Consider the following 21,009-nt stretch of genomic DNA (forward strand, 5'->3'; position numbering starts at 1 on the left):
CGATCAACGCCCGTTTCGGGCTGTCAGTGAACCTGGTCAGGAAATCTGACAGCCCTAAACGGATTCTAACCACTGGTACCATGTACCGATGAAACAAACAAACAATGACTTTCAGACGCTGCACACCGTCACCGAGTATACCCGGTTTTACGGTCTGCCAGCCCCCGCCCATCCGCTATTGACCCTGATTGATTTAGACGCGGCTAACCAACAGGCGGTGGCCCGGGGCGGTAAGGTGGTACCCAAACCGGTGGTCCTTCAGTTGTACACGATTTTTCTAAAGCGAAATCTGAACGGTTTGCTGTACTATGGGCATCGCCCTTACGATTTTAGTGAGGGGGTCATGGGTTTCTCGGCGCCTGGTCAGGTATTCGCGGTCGATCCGTCTCTGGACACCACGCAGGTGAGGGGCTGGATGCTGGTATTTCACCCGGACTTGCTGCGGAAATACCCCGTAGGCAAACGAATAAGTAGCTATGGCTTTTTTTCGTACGCCGTACATGAAGCGCTACACCTGTCGGAACCGGAAGAAGTTCAGCTGAGCCGATTGCTCGACAACCTGCGGGCGGAGTGCGAACGACCGATAGACGCCTTCAGTCAGGACGTACTGGTAGGCCAGATTGAGTTGCTGTTAACCTACGCCGACCGCTTTTATACCCGGCAGTTTGTTACCCGGCGTTCCGTTGAACACGACCGTGACGAAGGATCGGTATTGAGCCGGTTCGAGACCGCGCTTAAGGACTATTTCGCGCAGGAGGCTGACCAGCCTTTACCGACCGTTCAGTTCTTTGCCGACCAACTGAACGTATCCCCCGCCTACCTGAGTGATTTGCTGCGCGTGCTGACCGGTCAGAACACGCAGCAACATATTCACCAGGCGCTGATCGAAAAAGCTAAAGTGCTGCTGCTGACAACGTCTCTGTCGATCAACGAGACGGCCTTTCAACTGGGCTTCGAATACCCACAGTATTTCAGCCGACTGTTCAAAAGTAAGACAGGACTCAGCCCGGTAGCCTATCGTTTCTCGGCGCAGTAGCGATCGGCTACAAGTAACAACCAACGCCTATAATGACACTGACTAACTATCGCACCCTAGGCCGCTCCGGCCTGGTGGTGAGCCCTTTATGCCTGGGTACCATGACCTTTGGCAATACAGCCTGGGGATCGCCTGACATTACCTCCCAACGGATCTTTAACCACTATGTCGATGCCGGGGGGAACTTCATCGATACCGCTGATGTCTATTCGGGTGGCCGCAGTGAAGAACTCGTTGGTAGGTTTATTGCCGACCGAAACTTACGCGACCAGATAGTGTTGGCTACCAAATTTGGCTTCAACACCCAACCGGGTAACCCACATGCGGGAGGCAACGGCCGGAAGCATATTCACCGGGCCCTCGAAAGCTCCCTGCGTCGGCTGAAGACGGACTACGTGGACCTCTACTGGCTGCATGTCTGGGATATGGTGACGCCCGTGGAGGAGGTATTGTATACGCTGGGTACTCTGGTACAGGCGGGGAAGATTCGGTATATTGGTTTTTCGGATATGCCCGCCTGGTATACGGCCAAAGCGGCCACGCTGGCCACCGTTCGTCAAGTACCCGGCCCCATTGCCATGCAGATGGAGTACTCTCTGGTGGAGCGAATGGTGGAACAGGAACACATTCCCGCCGGTCACGACTGTGGACTGAGCCTGTCGCCCTGGAGTCCGCTGGCCGCTGGCTTCCTGGCCGGAACGTATCAGCGGACCGATGCCGGTGCCAGCGGGCAGGGACGACTGAGTGGCGCTAATCCATTCGGTACGTCAAAATTCACCGACCGGAACTGGCAAATTCTAGGTGTGCTTCGTACCGTGGCCGGGCAACTGAACGCTCCGCTGGCTGCCGTGGCTCTGGCCTGGCTGCTGGCCCAACCCGGTGTTACCGCGCCGATTGTAGGCGTTCGCCAAATGGAGCAGCTCGTCGATAATCTGTTGGCCCTTACCACCCAGCTTACGGCTGATCAGTTGGCAGCCCTGGATGCCGTTTCCAAACCCAACCTGTTTTTTACCCCAGGCCTGAAAAAGATGATCTTCGGTGGAGAAACGGTTCAGGCATGGCAGTAAACGGCTTTTCGAATGCGAGTGGTTGAGTTAGTTAAAGAGAGGTTAAGTAGTTAGTGTCAAGTAAAGTGCTCCCATGCGGCACATCTGAGCTTATGTATATCTACTTCTTGACCGGGGCTTTTGATTGAGACGCGATGGTATGAGCTGTAGCGGTTTATGTACCTTTTTTGATGCACACTTATCAAGACCATCGGGCGGAAACTATTTGTTGGTTATCTCTGGAGTGATTTTTTGATAGGCAGGCGTTTCGTGCCAGGACTTGGATTTGATTTCATAGTCACTGGCAAGCGGGCAAGCACGTCAGTGCACCGGCGAACTAGTGGTTTGCTGATGGAGGAAGGAGAGGAGCTATGAGTGTGTAACTGACAACTAATCAGTGGCTTGCAGAACCCTCTTCAACGAGAGACGGGCGAGATTAACCATGTTGTATCTAGTCTTTTCCCGTATCGTCAGACGAGGTTGATCGCTACGCAAACGGGATCGATTAACTCTCGTGTGGAACACCCAAATCGATCCAGCCTCTAAATGACAATCGTATCCCAGCCAGCCGGTAAGTCGTCATCTGTTCAATATCAGGCTTGCATGCTTTACTGTTATGTCATCCTGTGCCAGCCCGCGTTCGTAAGAATTTGAGAGGTTGTATCCGATGACTGGCAGCTCGCCTTGTGACGATTTATATAATAGCTGATTCGGGGGACGTCAACCAACAACAGCTTGGTTGTATTGTGTAAGTTTGCCCCATGGGACCAACAGAAACAATAGCCGACTTTTATCGACTGAAATTCAACCAGCAACCGGCTGGTCTACACCAAGACGCTACTCATATCAATGTGTTCCGGCTAGAGGACTGTATCGGTCAGGGGACCGTTCCCATTCAGTACAGCCGCCGTGATTACTATAAAGTTTCCCTGATCCGGGGGGACAACCTCTACCATTACGCTGACAAAAGTATCCGGGTTAATGGGTCGACCCTGCTGTTTTTTAATCCACAGGTACCGTATAACTGGGAGCCTCTTTCCGACAGGCAAACCGGGTTCTTCTGCATCTTTCGGGAGGCCTTCATGGCTGAGCGCATGCGTAGTAATCTGCAGGAGTTACCTATGTTCCGGATTGGGGGTAAACCGGCTTATCCGCTCGAAGCCGCCCAGGATGAACTGATAAGCAGACTTTTTGAGAAAATGCTGACTGAAGTTAATACAGACTATATCTACAAATATGATCTGATTCATAGCTACCTCTCCGAATTGATTCATACAGCCCTGAAATTTCAACCTTCCGACAGCCTTTATCAGCACCCGGATGCTAAGTCCCGCACCACGGCTGCCTTTATCGAGTTGCTCGAACGGCAGTTTCCTATCGAGTTGCCGGGGCAGCGGTTCAGGCTAAGGTCGGCCAGTGATTTTGCCCGGCAGTTGTCGGTGCATGTCAACCACCTGAACCGATCCATCCGCGATACCACCGGCCGGACAACAACGGCTCATATCGCCGATCGGCTTATCAGCGAAGCCACCGCCTTGCTGAAACATACTGACTGGAACATTGCTGAAATCAGCTACTGCCTGGGCTTCGACGAACCAGCCCATTTTACCTACTTCTTCAAAAAGCATACCCGACTGACCCCATCTGCCTTTCGAACTGTTTGAATTTGGTAAGCATTGGTTTGATTGGCGAAAGCCGAGATACACCCGGCTACCCGACCTTTGCTGCCAACAAACACGCAAGCAAAATGGAAAACAGAAAAGTATGGTTCATTACGGGAGCCTCCAAAGGATTCGGTCTGGGTTTGGTCAATCAACTGCTTGAGGCCGGCCATGCGGTGGCAGCAACCTCCCGCTCTATCGACGGATTGCGCCAGGCCGTTGGTCAGCAGTCGGCTGATTTTTTGCCACTGGCTGTGGATTTGGGAAACGAGGCCAGTGTTAAAGAGGCTATCAACGCTACCATCAGCCAGTTTGGCCGTATTGATGTGGTCGTCAACAATGCAGGCTATGGCCAGCTGGGTAGTCTGGAAGAATTGACTAACGAAGAGGCCCGGGGCAATTTCGAGGTTAATGTATTTGGGATGTTGAACGTCATCCGGCAGGTTATGCCCTACTTACGGAAACAGCAGTCCGGTCATGTCATTAATATTTCTTCGATCGCCGGCATTACGGGTAGTTTTCCTGGCTGGGGTATTTATTGCGCCACCAAATTTGCCGTCGAGGGCTTATCGGAATCGCTGGCTGCCGAGGTAGCCCCCTTTGGGGTAAAGGTAACGATCGTTGAGCCAGGTTATTTTCGGACCGAGTTCCTGTCGTCAGGCTCGATGCGGGTCGCGCAGGGGCAGTTGTCCGATTACACCCTGGTGCGGGAGTCAGAAGCCATGCATCGGGAACAAATCAGAGGCAATCAGCCCGGTGATCCTGTAAAAGCGGTAGCCGCGATAATCCAGGTGGCCAATGCGCCCCACCCGCCCCTGCATTTGCTGCTCGGTCAGGACGCCTACGATATGGCGTATGGAAAAATACAGGCCTTGCAGCATGATCTGGAAAACTGGAAAGCCGTTACCGTAACCACCGGTTTTACGACGGTTGACGAAGCTGCTACGTCCTAAGCACGAAAGATTAGGCAGATCCGTATGATGTATTCGACCAAATACATTATACGGATTATTTGTCAGATCAGCATCTTACGGCTACTCACAGGCATTACTTACGTTGGCTGGTCAATACCTGCCTATTTTCATGGGCTGCCTTTCAGTAGTGAGTTAGGCGAAGTAGATAGTACGTTATCGCGAGCCGTTAGTGATGACTATTTTTCCGGTTTACCTAGGACGTGTGGACAATTAGCGTAGCCAGATTAAAACGCAGGCAATATGAACGAAAACTAAAACGACGAAGCTGTTTTATAGTAACGCGTGGCAATACGTCGGTAGGCTTTGAGGTGATTGATAAAGCGCTCAGTTTTGTTGCGGTCGGCATACAGGTTTTTATCGTAGCCTCGTTGGTGTAGGCGACGGCGCCTGGGCGGGATGACAACCTCCATGCCCCGGTCGGCCAGTTTGCCAACGATGGCGTTGGTGTCGTAGGTCTTATTAGTCACTACTGCCTGTGGATCAACCTCGAGTCCCTGCAGGCTGTCGGCTCGCTGGCCTGGCGTCAGATGCACACGCAGGGGGTTGCCCAAGGCATCAACAACCGCATGAGTTTTAGTCGTCAGCCCACCTCGACTGCGTCTGAGGGCCTGTTGGTGGGCACGCACAGGGGTTGAATCGATCATGGCCCAGTCAAGGTCGGGGTCTTGCAGGGCTTGAAAGATGACTTGCCAGTGACCGGACTTGGCCTATCGCCGGAAGCGTTGATAGACAGAATTCTACGGACCATAGCGTTCGGGCAAGTCCCGCCAGGCGGCCCCGCCAGATGACAGCCGGTTCGCCGGTGCGATTGATAAACAGGCGGTTATCGGCCCCACTGCGGCCCACATCACCCACCTTGCCTTTTAACAAAGGCTCGATTCGTTTCCAGTTGGTGTCATTAATTTCGTAGCGTCGTACTATGACGCAAATCTAGTCGTCCACACACTCTAGTAAAGCGCTGCTGCGCTTGCGCAACTTTTTATTTGTTGAGAACAGCCATTTTAGTCTTATCCTCACCGACTTTCTATCGATAATAATCCCGTGGTTCCCCCTTAGCACCAATAGCGGTCATAGCCGATAAGAGAAGTAGTGTTTTCATGTTTTTGTCGGCCATAGTCGATACGCGTACGGTCGGCCAGCCGTTCTGCTACGGATACTGCTACCAGATTGATAAGGAAACGGAGCTACCCCCGCATGACAGGCAAACCGGTTAGCGGTCTAGCCGTCTGTAAAAGCCCGGATAGCTAAAATAAGAGCCGTTGCCGTAACCACGCCGATACCAACGATGGATGTCATAAGATGAAAGCGACGATTCGGCTCGGGATCGTTGTGTGTTCCAGACAGACCAAAGCGTTGGCTGAATATCTGAAGGCGAAAAATATGTCCTTATCAAGATACTATTTTTTAGTAGTTTTGTTCAATGACGTTTGTGATTATGGCTGCAACTGTTTTTGTCATTGGTAGCTCGAATACGGACATGGTCATCAAGGCCAGCAAATTACCGGCTCCCGGCGAAACGGTCATCGGCGGCACATTTCTGATGAACCCCGGGGGGAAGGGAGCTAATCAGGCTGTGGCGGCCGCCCGACTGGCCATGACCTCGCCCGGCTCGGATGTCTCAGTTACGGTTACCTTCGTGGCCAACGTGGGCAACGACATGTTCGGGAGGCAGGCGCTCCAGCAGTTCGAGCGGGAAGGTATCCGGAGTGAATTCATCTCGACCGACGCCGACGAACCTTCCGGGGTGGCCCTGATCGGAGTCGATAGCCGGGGTGAAAACAGTATCATGGTGGCGTCAGGAGCCAACGCCCGGCTAAACCAGCATCAGGTCGCCAATGCCCTGGCGTCCATCAGCGAGCCGGCCAGTACGGTAATCCTGCTGCAGCTGGAAACGCCCCTGCCCACGGTAGAGTACGCCATCCGGCAGGGATACGAGCGGGGCATGCGGGTGGTGCTGAATCCGGCCCCGGCTCAGGTGTTTGACCCGGCGGTGCTGGCCTGCCTCTTTGCCATTACGCCCAATGAGACCGAAGCTGAACGGCTCACCAACATCCGGGTTACCGACGAAACCACCGCCCGGCAGGCCGCACAGCACCTGCATGCGATGGGGGTGCTTAACGTCGTCATCACCCTCGGTGCGCGGGGTGCTTACGTATCGTCGGCGGGGAGTGATACTCCGCCTGCTCTGCTGTCGGCTCTGTCCGTTACGGCTGTCGATACCACGGCCGCTGGCGACTGTTTCAACGGGGCACTGGCCGTAGCCCTGGCTGAAAGAAAGGCGTTGACCGACGCCGTGGCCTTTGCCTGCAAAGCGGCCTCCATTTCCGTAACCCGGCTGGGGGCTCAGGCGTCGCTGCCGTACCGCCACGAAGTAGATGCCATCCCTTCGGTATTCGCTTAACCCGTTATAAAGCGCCCTTACTCCATGAAAAAAATCTGTTTCCTGCTGCCCTTACTAGCGTTGCTGGCACTGAGCCCCGGTCCCCAGCCGAAACGTACTGCGCCCGTCATGGTAACCCTCTCCAAAGCCACCTTACAGGACAAAATCAAAGGCGGCTGGGCGGGGCAGGTCATCGGCTGCACCTTTGGCGGACCGACTGAATTCAAGTTCAACGGCACCATGATCAACGACTACCAGCCAATTCCGTGGTACGATGGCTACATCAAAAAAACGATGATCGAGAACGTGGGTCTGTACGACGACCTTTACATGGATCTCACCTTTGTAGATGTATTCGAGAAGAAAGGTCTCGATGCTCCCGTCGCTGAACACGCCAATGCTTTTGCCCGGGCCGGTTACATGCTCTGGCATGCCAACCAGGTCGGTCGAAACAACATCCTGAGCGGCCTGAAAGCCCCCGACTCTGGCCACTGGCTCAACAATCCGCACGCCGACGATATTGACTTCCAGATTGAAGCCGATTTTTCGGGACTGATGGCTCCGGGTATGCCCAACACGGCCATTCAGATCGGTGACCCCATCGGCCACATCATGAACTACGGCGACGGCTGGTACGGTGGCGTGTTTGTGGGAGCCATGTATTCGCTGGCGTTTGTCAGTAATGACGTCAACTATGTTGTCCGCGAAAGCCTGAAGACGATTCCACGGCAGAGCACCTTTTATCAGTGCATCAGCGACGTGATCAGGTGGCACCAGCAGTACCCCAACGACTGGAAACGGACCTGGTTCGAGATTCAGCGGAAATGGTCCGATGACGTGGGTTGCTCCGATGGCGTATTTGCAACGTTCAACATTGACGCCAAGGTAAACGCGGCTTACATTGCGCTGGGGCTGCTCTACGGCCAGGGCGACTACACCAGGACCATGCAGATCAGCACCCGCGCCGGGCAGGATTCGGACTGCAACCCCTCGTCGGCGGGCGGTATTCTGGGCACGATGCTGGGCTACGACAACATACCCGCCTACTGGAAGCAGGGCCTGAAAGAAGCCGAAGATATCGATTTTAAATATACCACCCTGTCGCTCAACGATGTCTACAGCATTGGAATGAAACACGCCCTGCAGGTCATCGGGCGCAACGGCGGCAAGGTAGACAGCGAAACCGTTTCTATTGCCCTACAGACGCCCAAAACCGTGCGGCTCGAACAGGGCTTTACGGGCCATTTCCCCCTCGAAAAGTGGTCCATCAACAAACTCTTAGCTGACGAGTACACCACCACCTTCGAGGGTATCGGCTATATCCTCAGCGGAGAGGTTCGGCCTAAGGGACAAACAGCTTCCTACCCGTACGAGAGCGATTTTGTAGCGCAGATGGAGGTGTATATCGACGGAAAAAAGCAGGAAACGGCCAGCCTGCCCGCCAGTTTCACCCGCCGTCGGTACGACCTGGCCTGGAAATACCAGCTGCCCGCCGGTAAGCATACCCTTCGGCTGAAGTGGCTCAACCCCACGCCAGACATAAACCTGAGGCTGAATAACCTGATTGTCTTTGGCGATAAATCCGTACTGGCCCGCTACTAATCCTCCCTATGTTCATCATCAATACCTACGGCACGGCCGTACTGTTCTGCCTCATCACCATGCTGTGCTGGGGGTCGTGGGCCAACACCCAGAAACTGGCCGCCGGCACTTGGCGCTTTGAGTTGTTTTACTGGGATTACGTATTGGGCATCGTTGTCTTTGCGCTGCTGTCGGCCCTGACGCTGGGCAGCATGGGCGAGGGAGGTCGCCCGTTTCTGGCTGATATCCGGCAGGCCAATCCTGCTAATCTGGGGTCGGCGCTCTGGGGTGGGGTGCTGTTCAACGCAGCCAATATTCTGCTGGGGTCGGCCATTGCCATTGCGGGCATGTCGGTCGCGTTTCCGGTGGGTATCGGGCTGGCGCTGGTTATCGGGGTGGTGGTTAACTACCTCAACGCACCGGTGGGCAATGCGGCTCTGTTGTTTGGCGGTATGGCCCTGATTGTGATCGCCATTCTGCTCAACGCCTTCGCCTACCGCCGGACGGCGACCCGAACTACCGGCCGTTCAACGAAAGGTCTGGCCCTGTCTGTGGTGGCAGGTTGTTTAATGGGTCTTTTCTACGGCAATGTGGCCCAGGCCATGTTCCCTGATTTTGCGGTGCCCCAGCCCGGTAAGCTCAGCCCGTATACGGCCGTCTTCTTTTTTGCTCTCGGCATTCTGCTCAGCAACCTGCTGTTCAACACGTTGCTTATGCGTCGCCCGTTTGTAGGTACACCGGTCAGCTACGGCGATTATGGCCGGGGCAGTGGCCGCGACCACCTGACCGGCGTGTTGGGGGGTATGATCTGGTGCCTGGGTATGTTGTTCAGCATCCTGGCGTCCGACAAAGCAGGGCCAGCCATCAGCTACGGGCTGGGGCAGGGGGCCACGGTGGTAGCGGCTCTTTGGGGCATCTACGTCTGGCGCGAGTTCCGGGCGGCTCCCAAAGGCGTCGGTGCTCTGCTCAACGCCATGTTGATCTGTTATATCATCGGCCTTGGTCTGCTGATTGTGGCCCGCTAACAGAGGCTGGCTGGAGAAACCGAGGCCGGTCTGACTAGTCCACGACAAATTCGACGTAGCCGACTTTAAGGCACCGGGTCTACGTGTAGAATAGCCTTGATTCGAAGCCTGAAGAAAACACTTCTTTGATTGAATAGCCTTTGGTTCAATCAAAGAAGTGTTTCGAAAAGTTTGGGAGTGTCATGCACGTCCTGATCATCGCTCAGGACTCGCCTTTGTAAAAAATCGTCTGATAACCGCGTCTACCAGACTTAGTCGAAAAAACGCCAACTCCAGAAACACAATCGCTATGGCATTGAACGAACGTTAGATAGGACTTTTTTCTGACCTGATCGTTTAGATGATAAGTTAGTCCGGCAGTCGAATGGTTACGTAGCTGTAGACAAATTATAGTAAATTAATAGAACAAATAGACATATAATCTCTTCTTACCATACAAGGGGCTGCGAAAGCCTGACCCATGGCGAGCGATTATGAATGAGGAACGAGAGCCGGGTGGCAACACCAACGAACAGCAGCAACCATCTTCCGGCACCTGGATTACCACCGATTCGGTAGTGATCCCGGTCATTGAGGAGCAACTGCGGGTTGAGACACGTCAGGTAGAAACAGGTCGGGTCCGGCTCATAAAAGCCGTTCAGGAAGTGGAAGAAACGGTGGCGGTTTCGCTCACCAGTGAAACCGTAGATATCGAGCGGGTGCCGGTTAATCAGACCGTGGCGGAACCTCCGCCTGTTCGATACGAAGGGGACACGACCGTTTATCCGGTTTTGAAAGAAATACTGGTCATCGAGAAGCGGCTTATGCTGGTCGAAGAGGTACGGGTTACCCGACGCCGGGCCGTCAGCACCAGTGCCGAACGGGCCAGTGTGCGGCAGGAAACCATTGTGATAGAACGGTCTGGCCAAAACAGCGAACGTCCGGCTCCGGACAGGGGGCCTTCGTTATAAATCAAACTAACCTTTTATCAACGTTAATCAGGAGAAATCATGGCACTAACAGTGATCGGCGTATTCGACGACGCCACCGAAGCACAACAGGCAGTAGACGTATTGGTAAGTGATGGATTTTCGCGCAGTAACATCGATCTGTCGGCCCAGAAGACCGCGTATTCAGACAGCGAATATATTGCCGACAACAACCGGACTGAAGAAGACCGGCGTGATTCAGGGGGCATAGGCGGCTTCTTTAGTTCGCTGTTTGGTAGTGACGACGACGACGATACCCGGCGCCTGAGAACGGTGGCCGAACGAGGGACACTCGTAACGGTACACGTACAGACGGCCGACGAGGCCGAACGGGCAGCCGATATTCTCGATGATAACGGAGCCGTTGATGTTGACGAACGGGCCGCTCAGTACAACACCACCGCCGACTACGACAGCTCCCTGTCGGGCAGCAGTGCTACGATGGGGGCGGGTGTTGTTGGCAATACTGTCAATGACCTGACCGATAGCGCGGATCTGGATCGGACGGTTGCTGAACGGGACGTAGCTTATACGGACCGGGATCGGGTCGTTGATGCAGACCAGACCATTAAAGTGATTCAGGAAGACTTGCAGGTAGGCAAACGCGACGTAGAACGCGGTGGCGTACGGGTTCGAAGCCGCATCGTAGAGCGTCCTGTCGAGGAAAGCCTGCGTTTGCGTGAGGAGCGGGTACACGTTCAGCGTACGCCCGTTAACCGCCCGGCCAATGCCGACGACCTGAATGCATTCCAGGAAGGTCAGATTGAACTGCGCGAACATGCCGAAATACCGGTCGTGTCGAAAACGGCGAACGTGGTCGAAGAGATATCAATCGGGAAGGAAGTGTCCGAGCGGGAAGAAACCATTCGGGATACGGTTCGCAGCACCGACGTAGAGGTAGAAAACCTGGATTCCTCGGTTGATCCGTCGATCCGCAGCGCCGACCGTCGAACCGATCTGGACGACGATACAACATACGGCAGCCGCTAAGGCCCAGCCGTAACGCACATACGCAGACGTGCCCCCGGAAGCTGGTCGATGATCAGTTTCCGGGGGCACGCTCTTTTGTCGTCTGCACTTAGCGTTTTTCCGAAATCACTTCGCGGATATCGCTGATAATTTTACTGGCCAAGTGATCGGCCGTAGCCTGGGTGTCTGACTCGGAGTAGATGCGGATGATGGGTTCCGTGTTGGACTTGCGCAGATGCACCCACTCTTTGTCGAACTCGATTTTGACCCCGTCGATGGTATTGATCGGATTGCGCGCGTACCGGGCCTGAATCCGATCCAGCACTTCGTCGACGTTGATATTGGCCGTTAGTTCGATTTTATTCTTCGAGATGTAATAGTTGGGGTAGGTCCGGCGAAGCATCGAAGCCGACTTGCCGGTCTGCGCCAGGTAGCTCAGAAACAGCGCAATGCCGACGAGTGCGTCGCGGCCAAAGTGCAGGTCGGGGTAGATGATGCCCCCGTTTCCTTCGCCCCCGATAACGGCCTGTTGCGCCTTCATCATCTCTACCACATTGACTTCACCCACTGCCGACGCAAAATGCTGCCCGCCATACCGCTGGGTCACCTCCCGGAGGGCTATGGTGCTCGACAGGTTAGAAACGGTATTGCCAACGGTACCGCTGCGGAGTACATAATCGGCAACGGCTACCAGCGTATATTCCTCGCCGAAGGGGGTGCCATCTTCCGATATCAACGCCAGCCGGTCAACGTCGGGATCGACCACAATGCCCAGATCCGCACTGCCTTTCTCCATCTCCTTGATGATATCACGAAGGTTTTCGGGCAAGGGTTCGGGGTTATGGGCAAACTGGCCGGTCGGTTCGCAGTGAAGCCGGGTAATCTGCTCGACCCCCAGCGCTTCGAGAAGCATTGGCACCGCCAGGCCACCCGTCGAGTTAACGGCGTCGACAATAATCCGGAAGTTCCGTTTGGCGATGGCGTCGCGGTCGACCAGCGGCAACGCCAGGATCAGCTCGATGTGTTTAGCCAGCCAGGTGGTATCGGTCCGGTACTGCCCCAGTTTACGAACATCGGCAAAGTCGACTGATTCAGCTTCGGCAATCGCCAGCACCTCGGCACCGTCGGCTGCTGAAATAAACTCGCCGGCTTCGTTGAGCAGTTTGAGCGCGTTCCACTGGATGGGGTTATGACTGGCGGTCAGAATGATGCCGCCCGCTGCGTTTTCGCCCGTTACGGCTAGTTCGACGGTAGGCGTGGTAGACAGGCCCAGGTCGATAACATTCAGGCCAAGGCCCTGGAGAGTACCAACCACCAGTCGGGATACCATCTCGCCCGACAGGCGGGCATCGCGCCCAATGACGACGGTAGGACGGTCAGGATTGCGCTGCCGGAGCCAGTGCCCGAAGGCGGCTGAGAACTTCACTACATCCAACGGCGTCAGCCCATCTCCACTGCGCCCCCCAATAGTCCCTCGAATCCCGGAAATAGACTTAATTAATGCCACGTGATCGGTTTAAAAGTAATAGGTTGTTAGCCCACAAAGATAGTCAGTAGGGGTTCAGTTTGTGTCGTTTTAAAGCGGGTGCAGATACAGTTTCGTCGTTCCCTTATTCAGCGGGGACCGTGTTCGGCCAAAGAACGGTTTCAGGGGATTTTTCGACGCTGTCAGACGAACAGCAGGTCGGAACGGAGGGTTGAGTTGGCCTCTCCGCTGAACGTACCGCTGATGGGAGCCGCCAGTTCGGGTTTGGCCGTTGAGGTCAGAAAGACATGCCGGTTTACCACGATAGAGCCTTCGGTGGGGTCGAAGCCGCGCCAGCCCGCGCCGGGCAGATACACTTCGGCCCAGGCATGAAGCTGGTGTTCCTGCTGGGGGTTGCCGAACAGGTAGCCACTCACGAAGCGGGAGGCAATGCCCAGACTCCGGCAGGCGGCCATAAACAGGGTCGTATAATCTCGGCAGGAGCCTTTGCGCTGGATGAGTGTTTGTTCGGGCTCAAACGGGGCTCCCTCTTCCCGCACCTCGTAAACAAACTGACGGATGGCCTGGGTCAGCGCCATCAGAAAGGACGTAGTTTGCCAGCCTGCACTGGCAGCCAGCTGCCGGGCCCACGATTCGACCCGTTCGGTTACACCCGTCCGGTCCAGGTAAGGCTGGAGCAAGTCCAGCACTTCTTTGGGGTAACGAAACGGCACCCGCTGGGTTTCGAAGGGAAACAGTACAAAATCGAACGAGTTGAACTCATCAGATTGCAGCTCGATCTCGGCCGTTACCCGCAGGTGCGACGTAGGGTGATTGAAATAGACCAGCTGCTGCACATTGCCTTCCACATCCACATTGCGCACCACCCGCGACGGCAACGGGTCTATAAGCAGTTCATAGCGCAACAGCCGCTGATAGGGGTACATCCGGGGATAGAGGTACAGCGTTTGCGGTCCCAGCGCTACGGGGGCGTCATAAGTGTACTCGGATTCGTGCCGAACGTGGAGGTGCATGGATAGGAGAAGATAAGTACAGGAGAGTATCGGGGCGTAGACTGGCTAAGATACCGACAGAATCGACACGTACCCAGCCTACTGTATTTATTTCGCCGGCCTGAGGTTGGCAGCCCGCACTTTATCGAAGATCGGATCCATCCAGTAGGAGGGGAGCTTACGCACCGAATTGTTGAGCAGGGCGCTCCACTGGTGCGAAACCTCGTCCATATCTTCTTTTTCGAGCCGGTATTCGGTCATGTGAAAACTGTCTTTGGGATAGATGACGACATCGAGCGGATAATCGACATCATTGGCGCTGACGCGGGTGGCGTCGAAGCCCAGAAACCCGATCTTGAGGGCGTCGGGCAGGCTGGTCTCGTACGACAGGTTGCGGAACAGAAGTGGCTTGCCATACCCGGAGTTGCCAATAATCTTGAAGGGAGCCCCCTGGTCGACCTCCACCCAGTTGCCTTCCGGATAGAGCACAAATAGCTTGTGTTCGTCGTCATCCTCGAGCTGACCGCCAACAATGGCGTTGAGGTTAAAATGGAGCCCGCTGGCCACAATAGAGGCCTTATCTTCCTGCGCTACCCGTTTAACCTGTTCACCAAAGGCATTGACTGCTTTGTAGAGCTTGTTGAACGAGCGGTCCTGTTCAACCAGCACCTCGCGGAAATAGGTAATGGCCTTGTCCCGTACGGAGCGCAGGCCGGAAGTCATGATAAACAACGAATGATTCTCAACTTCATGAACCGAAATTTTACGGTTCGACGACACTTCGGTGCCGGAAGTTAGCCGCGTATCAGCGATGGCAACCAACCCTGATGCGACTTTGATTCCTAAACAATACGTCATTCGGGACAGTGGGGAAGCAGATTGTATGACCAACAAATATACAGGTTACCCCCGTTTTTGTTGGGTATGTCGGCTGTTTTCTTCAAAAATGCATGGGTTAAAGACCAACTCGCAAATCAGTTATGGCTTCGTCATCTTCTCCTTTCCCTATGCCGTTGTTGGGTGTCGAATCCGGATCGGCCGGAGACGCTGCGCTGATCTGGGCCCGAAGGGTGAACAGGCCTGAGCCCGTGGGCGTAGCCTCAAAAACCAGGCTTTTACTCTGGCCGGGGGCAATCTGGGTAAGCACGCCCGAAACGGCCTGGCCGCTGGCTGTCATACCCGACGAGGTGCTGCTGAACTGAAGGCCGGTGGGTAGGTCGCAGCGCACGCTGGCGCTGCTGGCGGTCAGGCCCCCAATATTCCGTACCGTCAGCGTGACTGATACCGGACTGGATGCGGTCAGTACCCGAGTGCTGGTCTGCATGGTCAGGCTGAGGTCAGCCTTGTTGTTATCCGGGGCGGGCTGGCTGGGCTGAACAAGGGGCAGTGGAATCTGAGCCGGGTTGGGAGATACATACAAAGAGGTTGTTCCGGCCGATAATGTCCGCAAGTCAACTGCCGATCCGTCATCTTGCCCATCGCCCGTTCCGGAGTTAGGCTGACTATCGGGGTCGGGGTTGAGGCTGGCCGTAAGCTCTGCCGCGTTCTGGTACATACCGGCCGAGTTTAACCGAGCAACGAACCGGCGGGTAATGGTAGCCCGGGCGGGTACGGTGCTTATGGTGCCCTGTACAATACCGTTTGTGACAGACAGCCCATCGGCCGATGAGACAAAGCTGACGTTGGCAGGCAGGCGGTCTTGCATGGTAACCGCCCTCGCATCACAGTTGCTCTCGTTCCGTACGGTCAGGGTAAAGGTTACTGTATCGCCAACGACCGGCGTCCGACGACTTACGTGCAGCGACAGGCTGAGGTCAGCACCGGCCAGGTTTATGGTTCGGGTAACGGCATCTGACAAACAGCCGTAAACGGCATTTTTGGCCTGCAGCGTGTAGGTGCCGGGCGTGGTTATGACAACCGAAGAGGAGGTGGCGCCGGTGCTCCACTGGTTGAGGGCCGTATAGCTGGACGTTAAGGTCAGACCCGCAATCTGGCAGATATCGGAGGTGTTTCCCGCCGAATTGATGGTGGGTCGGGCGGGGCGAACCTCGGCCGGAACCGTAACGGCCGGTGGGAAAACATGCCGGTTCTGGGCGTTACGCAGGCGGGCCGAATAGGTACCGCTGCCGGTTGTAAGGCTGCGGGAGGTGCTGCCATTGCTCCAGGTGTAACTATAGCCGTCGGGCTGGGTAAGCTGCAGGGTATTGCCGTTGGCACAGGCAACCGTCGCGAGCGGCTGAAGCTGAGCTGGGTAGGGTTGGGCCGCCTGTAGCGTATCATTGTTCAGAGCCGCGGCCCAGAGCGCGCCCACCTTACGCTGGCCCGCCGGTGAGTAGTGAATGCCATCGGGCCGGTCTTCCAGCGAACTGATTACATCGAGGTCAGGCCCGAGGTAGGTTTTGTACCCCGGCCGACTGTAAACGGTTCGCTGCGCCAGCCGGACGTTTTCGAACCGGCCGCTTACGAAGGAAGACAGGGCAACGATCCAGGCCAGATTCTGCTTGTCGGGATACTCCTGGCGCAGTTTGTCGATGGTGCCGTAGTGATGCATGATGATATCGGCCGTTGAATTACCCCGGTCGTTCTCGCCATGCTGAAGCAGAATAGCCCGTATCCCCGTCGATGGCACGTAAAGATTCATCAGGTTCCGGAGGTTGACAAACGGCATCCGGAGCGAGTACTTACAGAAGCCGTGCTCGAACGGAATGTCGTTGGCGGCTTTGTAATTGTGTTCCATATTGGTACCGCCGAAGCCCGCATTATACAGCAACACCGGTACGTTGATCCGCTGTACGAGCTGATCGCCCATGTAGCCCCAGAACCACGACACTTTGGCAAACGGTGACATACCGCTGTAGGTGAGCAGCTTGCTGAAACCCAGCCCCGGCAGATAGCGCGTATCGGCGGTATTTTCGTATTCCAGAAACTCGGGGGTACTCTGATCCACGGCCACTACCGTGACCCGGTCGTCAACGGCGCCCTCCATGGTGGGGCAGTAATCGATGCCGTTGATGAAGCAGCCCGATCCCTGGGCGTTGGAGTGGCCGACAATGGCGAATACCTCACCTACGCCAAACCGCTGTACATTGTCGGTAGCTACGACCTGACCGTTGCGCAGGCCACGCACCTCTACCGTATACCAGCCTCCCCGAACGCGCAGGGTTCCGTTAAACTGACCATTGGCGGGGTTGGCCTGGAGAACGGCCCAGTCGGTGGAGGTGCCCTGTCCCGTCTGGCGGGCAACGACCCGGCTTTCTACCGCATCCAGCGGCTGGGCAAAGCTGCCGGCAATCTGAACCGTTGCCCAGTTGTCATTGTCGCGCTGGATAACCATCCGCTCAACCGGAAACGTAACGTCTAGCTGGGCAAAAACTTCCGACAGATTCAGGAGGCACATAGCCACCACAACAGCCTGCCGGGCTGCTTTTAGTACAAATACAGTCATGTTGGATAAAGAGTAGTCGTTGCGTTGGTAATCGCATGGCGAATTTAGTGTACATCGACGGACTAATTAGTTGGGATAAGTGATTTTTATTTAGAAAAAAAGTAATCATATAGTTATAAATACATAAAATAGATAACATCTACAGGAATAATATATCAATGTCGCGGTACTACGTATGGCTGTTCACGACGATCCGTACCGATGGGCGGGGCGTTTAGCGAAGCGGTTGCCGCCTGCGTAACCTGGGGGTAACCGGGACGAATTTTTCTCTCTCTGGTAGACAGGGTGTTTTGGATGTATCGATTTGTTTTTGGCAAACCTTTGTGTTACTTTGGTCTTAAAGAAGGTGATGAACCCCTTCAACCATGCGCAATGAACTTTGACGACGAAGACGACGACGATAGCTTTATGGACTGGGACGGCTTCGACGAGGATTATGATCCTGAAGAGGCCCGCGCAGAGATGGAGGCCGAAAACCGCCGGATTAAGAATCTGCCCATTCTGCGCAAAGCCAACGAGCTGATGGAACTTACGCAGGCCATTGTCGAGACAATCAACAAGGAAGATGATGTGCTAATGATGCATGAGCAAATGCTGGCCAATGCCATGATGCTTGCTCCTAAGATTGTGGGCGCAGAAGGAGGAGATCTGTACACACTGCGCATGGAAAATGCCGTCATCATCAAGATGCACGCCCGCGAACTACTGGCGCAAACTTCCTACTGCAAAGCCGAAAAGCTGGCAACACCGGCTTATCTGAACGTACTCCGCGACGAGATCGAACAGTTCCGGCTGCTGTTTGTAGAGTGGGTAAACGGATTTGATAAAGATAATGATGCTCCCGATGATTGGGGCTTATTTTATTGAAGACACTTGGTTTCTGCGTGTAAAACCCGGCCCTAGACCGGGTTTTATGCTATAACGGCAACGGGCTTTCTCCGTCTGGGTAAACTCGCTAAGTTTGTCTCCGAAAAGTAAATAAAGGACCACAGGCAACACCCTGGTTGATTACCTTAACAGCTCGAATTTGAGTTGAGCTTTCTACTCTGCTTATGGGAAATCGTATACGGTACGCTATATCTACACATTTATACCATTTTCAGCTCTCGGGGCTGATGCTGATCATCGGCCTGCTGCTAACAACGCATTCGGTACGGGCCGGTCTGGACCAGACACCAGCCGCGCTGACCATTGGAACAAGCTCGGCCTCCGTCTGTGCCGGTACGTCCGTAACCCTGACGGCCAGTGGGTGTCCGGCCAATGGCACCTTACGGTGGTCAACCAGCCAGACAGGAGCGGTGGTGGTAGTGGTTCCTGCCCAGACTACAACGTATAGTGTACTCTGTAGTGTAACGAGCACATCGGTTGTTACAACGACCGCCGTCAGCAGCAGCGCCACCAGTACCACGTCGCTGGTTACGAATACCGTCAGTACATCGGCCTCAGCAACGGTTCGGGTCAGTGCGGCTATCTCGGTTTCGGCCACCGTAACGCCTGTTTCCTGTAACCTTGGCGATAATGGCCGGGTGGTCGTCGTGGCGGGGGGCGGTACGGGAGCGCTTCAGTATCAGTTCAACAACCGGCCGTTCCAGACGGGTGCTACCTTCGACCGGCTCGTAGCCGGTACCTATCCCATCGTTGTCCGGGATGCCGCAGGCTGTACCGTCCAGACCAGTGCGCAGGTACGACAACCTGACGCGTTGTCGCTGACCATTACCGCCGTGGGGGCGAAGTGTACGGGCGGAGCCGATGGCGGTATTGTGGCGGTGGCATCGGGTGGTAATGGCGGCTACCGCTACTTCCTGGATGGGGTTGGCCCGCGCGAGAGCGGCACCTTTCTGGATCTGAAAGGCGGCACAACCTACACTATTGGCCTGGCCGACCGGAACGATTGTGTGCTGTTTCAGTCGGTTACCGTTACCGCGCCGGCGGCTTTCAGTGTTCAGCTGACGGCCCAGCCTACCAAGTGTGTCGGCTCCGTTGATGGGAGCATCAGCGTGGTCGCAACGGGGGGTACGGGAGCCTATCAGTATCAGATCGGTACCAATGCATTTCAGACGGGTTCGCAGTTCACCGGGCTGTCGGCCAATACGTACGATATCACCGTGCGGGATGGTAACGGGTGCGAAACCCGGCGGTCAGTAGCGGTAGGGCAGCCGGCTCCGCTTCGGTTGAGTGCCGTTTCCCGACCCGTCAACTGCTTCGGACCGACCAGTGGCACGATCACCGTTAGCAATACCGGCGGTACCGGCGCCGTAACCTATCGATTGGCTACCAGTCAGGCGTCTCAGGCCAGCAACACATTTGTCGGCGTGGGCGTTGGCACTTATACCATCATTGGTACGGACGCCAATGGCTGCTCGGAACTGGTTTCTGCAACCGTTACGCAGGCGGCTCCGATCAAAGTGCAGGCAACGCCTACACCGGCCAGCTGTTGCGTGTGCCCGACCGGTGCTGTGCAGCTCACCAGCACGGGGGGCAGCGGTACCGTACGGCAGTATCAACTAATCGGGCAACCCTACCAGCCAGGCAGCCTGATCGGCGGATTGCGCCCCAACACCTACCGGCTCCGGGTGGCTGATGAAGTAGGCTGTACCGATTCGGTAGTGGCCGTCATTACCGATGCCAACGCCCTGACGCTGGCTACCGGCACCGTTAAAAATACGCCCTGCGCGGGAGGCAGCGAAGGAGAAGCCACCGTACAGGTGTCGGGCGGAACCCGGCCATTCACCTACTACTGGCTAACGGAACGACGGGATACACTCCGTAACCGAACTGCTACCCAAACGGCGCTGGCCGAAGGAACCTATACCGTGAGCGTACTCGATAGCAACCGCTGCACCACCAGCACCGTATTCGTCACCATCCGGGCTACAAATCCGCTGCCTTTTAAACCGGTCATCCAGCTTTCGGGCGGTACGCTGCTGGTCGATCAAACAGCCGGCATCCAGTGGTACGTTCGGCAGGGGACCAATCCGGCCCGGGCCGTGCCCAACGCTACCCGTCCGATTCTGGTCCCGTTTGAGAGTGGTCAGTATTTTGCGGTCATCACGGCCAACGGTTGCTCGTCGCCCCCATCAGACGCGATCGATTTTGTGCTGACCGCCACGGCCGAGCCCGTTAGCGACTTCCGGGTGCAGATCAGCCCCAACCCGGTCCGGGATCAGCTACGGGTTGAGATCGAGCAGATAAGCCGGTCGGCGGTACGTCTGCAACTGGTCGATATCTCAGGACGGTCAGTCTGGCAGCAGCAGCTATCGGCCTTTACCGGCAAGAAACAAGCCAACTGGTTGCTGTCGGGTATACCGGCGGGCCAGTATGTGCTGCAGGCCGACGCCGACAACCGCCGGGCCGTTGTCCGGGTTATTGTAGAGTAATGGCAACGGAGATCTTCATGGAATGAAACCTCGTACTCATACCTGAAAAGCAGGCAGGGTATGCCAGCG

15 protein-coding genes and 2 pseudogenes are annotated in these 21,009 nt (G+C 55.5%); 11 read left to right on the forward strand and 6 right to left on the reverse strand.

Translation table 11 applies throughout. The features are described from left to right. Window positions 1–88: 88 nt before the first annotated feature. The 4 genes from FBR45_RS07415 to FBR45_RS07430 all read left to right on the forward strand — a co-directional run bounded on the left by FBR45_RS07415 (window position 89) and on the right by FBR45_RS07430 (window position 4,696). Entirely contained in the window at window positions 89–1,036 is a 948-nt protein-coding gene (locus FBR45_RS07415; RefSeq protein ID WP_138500746.1) for a helix-turn-helix domain-containing protein, read from the forward strand. 32 nt (window positions 1,037–1,068) lie between these two features. Next, a complete protein-coding gene (locus FBR45_RS07420; protein WP_138500748.1) occupies window positions 1,069–2,103 on the forward strand; it encodes an aldo/keto reductase in 1,035 nt (344 codons plus the stop codon). Between the two features lie 740 nt (window positions 2,104–2,843). Further along, window positions 2,844–3,746 (forward strand): helix-turn-helix domain-containing protein, encoded by a 903-nt coding sequence (locus FBR45_RS07425; RefSeq protein ID WP_138500750.1) that lies wholly within the window; start codon window positions 2,844–2,846, stop codon window positions 3,744–3,746. An 83-nt stretch (window positions 3,747–3,829) separates the two neighbouring features. After that, window positions 3,830–4,696: an oxidoreductase gene (locus tag FBR45_RS07430; RefSeq protein WP_138500752.1), complete on the forward strand. Its 867-nt coding sequence runs from the start codon at window positions 3,830–3,832 to the stop codon at window positions 4,694–4,696. 231 nt (window positions 4,697–4,927) lie between these two features. On the opposite strand, the pseudogene FBR45_RS07435 reads toward FBR45_RS07430, so the two are convergent. Both FBR45_RS07435 and FBR45_RS26850 read right to left on the reverse strand, forming a co-directional pair. Beyond that, a pseudogene (locus FBR45_RS07435) lies at window positions 4,928–5,638 on the reverse strand (IS5 family transposase). 174 nt (window positions 5,639–5,812) lie between these two features. Next, a pseudogene (locus FBR45_RS26850) lies at window positions 5,813–5,923 on the reverse strand (hypothetical protein); the annotation flags it as partial. A 229-nt stretch (window positions 5,924–6,152) separates the two neighbouring features. Between FBR45_RS26850 and rbsK the strand changes: the two are divergent. The 5 genes from rbsK (at window position 6,153) to FBR45_RS07460 (ending at window position 11,661) form a co-directional block, all read left to right on the forward strand. Next, window positions 6,153–7,118, forward strand: coding sequence for a ribokinase (rbsK, locus tag FBR45_RS07440; protein ID WP_138500754.1), 966 nt, complete (start codon window positions 6,153–6,155; stop codon window positions 7,116–7,118). 24 nt (window positions 7,119–7,142) lie between these two features. Further along, window positions 7,143–8,699, forward strand: a complete 1,557-nt coding sequence (locus tag FBR45_RS07445; RefSeq protein WP_138500756.1) for an ADP-ribosylglycohydrolase family protein — start codon at window positions 7,143–7,145, stop codon at window positions 8,697–8,699. Between the two features lie 8 nt (window positions 8,700–8,707). Next, complete coding sequence (locus FBR45_RS07450; RefSeq protein WP_138500758.1) at window positions 8,708–9,703, forward strand: GRP family sugar transporter; 996 nt, start codon at window positions 8,708–8,710, stop codon at window positions 9,701–9,703. Window positions 9,704–10,176: 473 nt separating this feature from the next. Further along, window positions 10,177–10,653 carry a YsnF/AvaK domain-containing protein gene (locus tag FBR45_RS07455; protein ID WP_138500760.1) on the forward strand — a complete coding sequence of 159 codons (477 nt, stop codon included), beginning with the start codon at window positions 10,177–10,179 and terminating at the stop codon, window positions 10,651–10,653. Between the two features lie 39 nt (window positions 10,654–10,692). Then, on the forward strand, window positions 10,693–11,661 hold the full coding sequence (locus FBR45_RS07460) for a YsnF/AvaK domain-containing protein (RefSeq protein ID WP_138500762.1): 969 nt from the start codon (window positions 10,693–10,695) through the stop codon (window positions 11,659–11,661). Window positions 11,662–11,749: 88 nt separating this feature from the next. On the opposite strand, the gene glmM is transcribed toward FBR45_RS07460, so the two are convergent. From glmM to FBR45_RS07480, 4 genes are all read right to left on the reverse strand, one after another. Beyond that, complete coding sequence (gene glmM, locus FBR45_RS07465; protein ID WP_138500763.1) at window positions 11,750–13,147, reverse strand: phosphoglucosamine mutase; 1,398 nt, start codon at window positions 13,145–13,147, stop codon at window positions 11,750–11,752. A 161-nt stretch (window positions 13,148–13,308) separates the two neighbouring features. Further along, window positions 13,309–14,139, reverse strand: a complete 831-nt coding sequence (locus FBR45_RS07470; protein WP_138500765.1) for a transglutaminase family protein — start codon at window positions 14,137–14,139, stop codon at window positions 13,309–13,311. An 87-nt stretch (window positions 14,140–14,226) separates the two neighbouring features. After that, entirely contained in the window at window positions 14,227–14,976 is a 750-nt protein-coding gene (locus FBR45_RS07475) for a peptidase (protein WP_138500767.1), read from the reverse strand. A gap of 97 nt (window positions 14,977–15,073) precedes the next feature. Next, the gene (locus tag FBR45_RS07480; RefSeq protein WP_246082139.1) at window positions 15,074–17,563 is read right to left on the reverse strand and encodes a DUF11 domain-containing protein; all 2,490 of its coding nucleotides are present in this window, start codon (window positions 17,561–17,563) and stop codon (window positions 15,074–15,076) included. 372 nt (window positions 17,564–17,935) lie between these two features. Here FBR45_RS07480 and FBR45_RS07485 point away from each other — a divergent pair, with 372 nt between their 5' ends. Beyond that, window positions 17,936–18,430: a hypothetical protein gene (locus tag FBR45_RS07485; RefSeq protein ID WP_077920058.1), complete on the forward strand. Its 495-nt coding sequence runs from the start codon at window positions 17,936–17,938 to the stop codon at window positions 18,428–18,430. A gap of 185 nt (window positions 18,431–18,615) precedes the next feature. Beyond that, window positions 18,616–20,940 (forward strand): T9SS type A sorting domain-containing protein, encoded by a 2,325-nt coding sequence (locus tag FBR45_RS07490; RefSeq protein ID WP_246082140.1) that lies wholly within the window; start codon window positions 18,616–18,618, stop codon window positions 20,938–20,940. Window positions 20,941–21,009: the final 69 nt, after the last annotated feature.

It is taken from the genome of Spirosoma lacussanchae, from assembly GCF_005870035.1.
In the GTDB taxonomy this organism is placed as follows: Bacteria; Bacteroidota; Bacteroidia; order Cytophagales; family Spirosomataceae; genus Spirosoma; species Spirosoma lacussanchae.

Coding starts and splice junctions, on each gene's coding strand:
- FBR45_RS07415 (WP_138500746.1), top strand. CDS start 89: ATGAAACAAACAAACAATGACTTTCAGACGCTGCACACCGTCACCGAG.
- FBR45_RS07420 (WP_138500748.1), top strand. CDS start 1,069: ATGACACTGACTAACTATCGCACCCTAGGCCGCTCCGGCCTGGTGGTG.
- FBR45_RS07425 (WP_138500750.1), top strand. CDS start 2,844: ATGGGACCAACAGAAACAATAGCCGACTTTTATCGACTGAAATTCAAC.
- FBR45_RS07430 (WP_138500752.1), top strand. CDS start 3,830: ATGGAAAACAGAAAAGTATGGTTCATTACGGGAGCCTCCAAAGGATTC.
- rbsK (WP_138500754.1), top strand. CDS start 6,153: ATGGCTGCAACTGTTTTTGTCATTGGTAGCTCGAATACGGACATGGTC.
- FBR45_RS07445 (WP_138500756.1), top strand. CDS start 7,143: ATGAAAAAAATCTGTTTCCTGCTGCCCTTACTAGCGTTGCTGGCACTG.
- FBR45_RS07450 (WP_138500758.1), top strand. CDS start 8,708: ATGTTCATCATCAATACCTACGGCACGGCCGTACTGTTCTGCCTCATC.
- FBR45_RS07455 (WP_138500760.1), top strand. CDS start 10,177: ATGAATGAGGAACGAGAGCCGGGTGGCAACACCAACGAACAGCAGCAA.
- FBR45_RS07460 (WP_138500762.1), top strand. CDS start 10,693: ATGGCACTAACAGTGATCGGCGTATTCGACGACGCCACCGAAGCACAA.
- FBR45_RS07470 (WP_138500765.1), bottom strand. CDS start 14,139: ATGCACCTCCACGTTCGGCACGAATCCGAGTACACTTATGACGCCCCC.
- FBR45_RS07475 (WP_138500767.1), bottom strand. CDS start 14,976: ATGACGTATTGTTTAGGAATCAAAGTCGCATCAGGGTTGGTTGCCATC.
- FBR45_RS07480 (WP_246082139.1), bottom strand. CDS start 17,563: ATGACTGTATTTGTACTAAAAGCAGCCCGGCAGGCTGTTGTGGTGGCT.
- FBR45_RS07485 (WP_077920058.1), top strand. CDS start 17,936: ATGAACTTTGACGACGAAGACGACGACGATAGCTTTATGGACTGGGAC.
- FBR45_RS07490 (WP_246082140.1), top strand. CDS start 18,616: ATGGGAAATCGTATACGGTACGCTATATCTACACATTTATACCATTTT.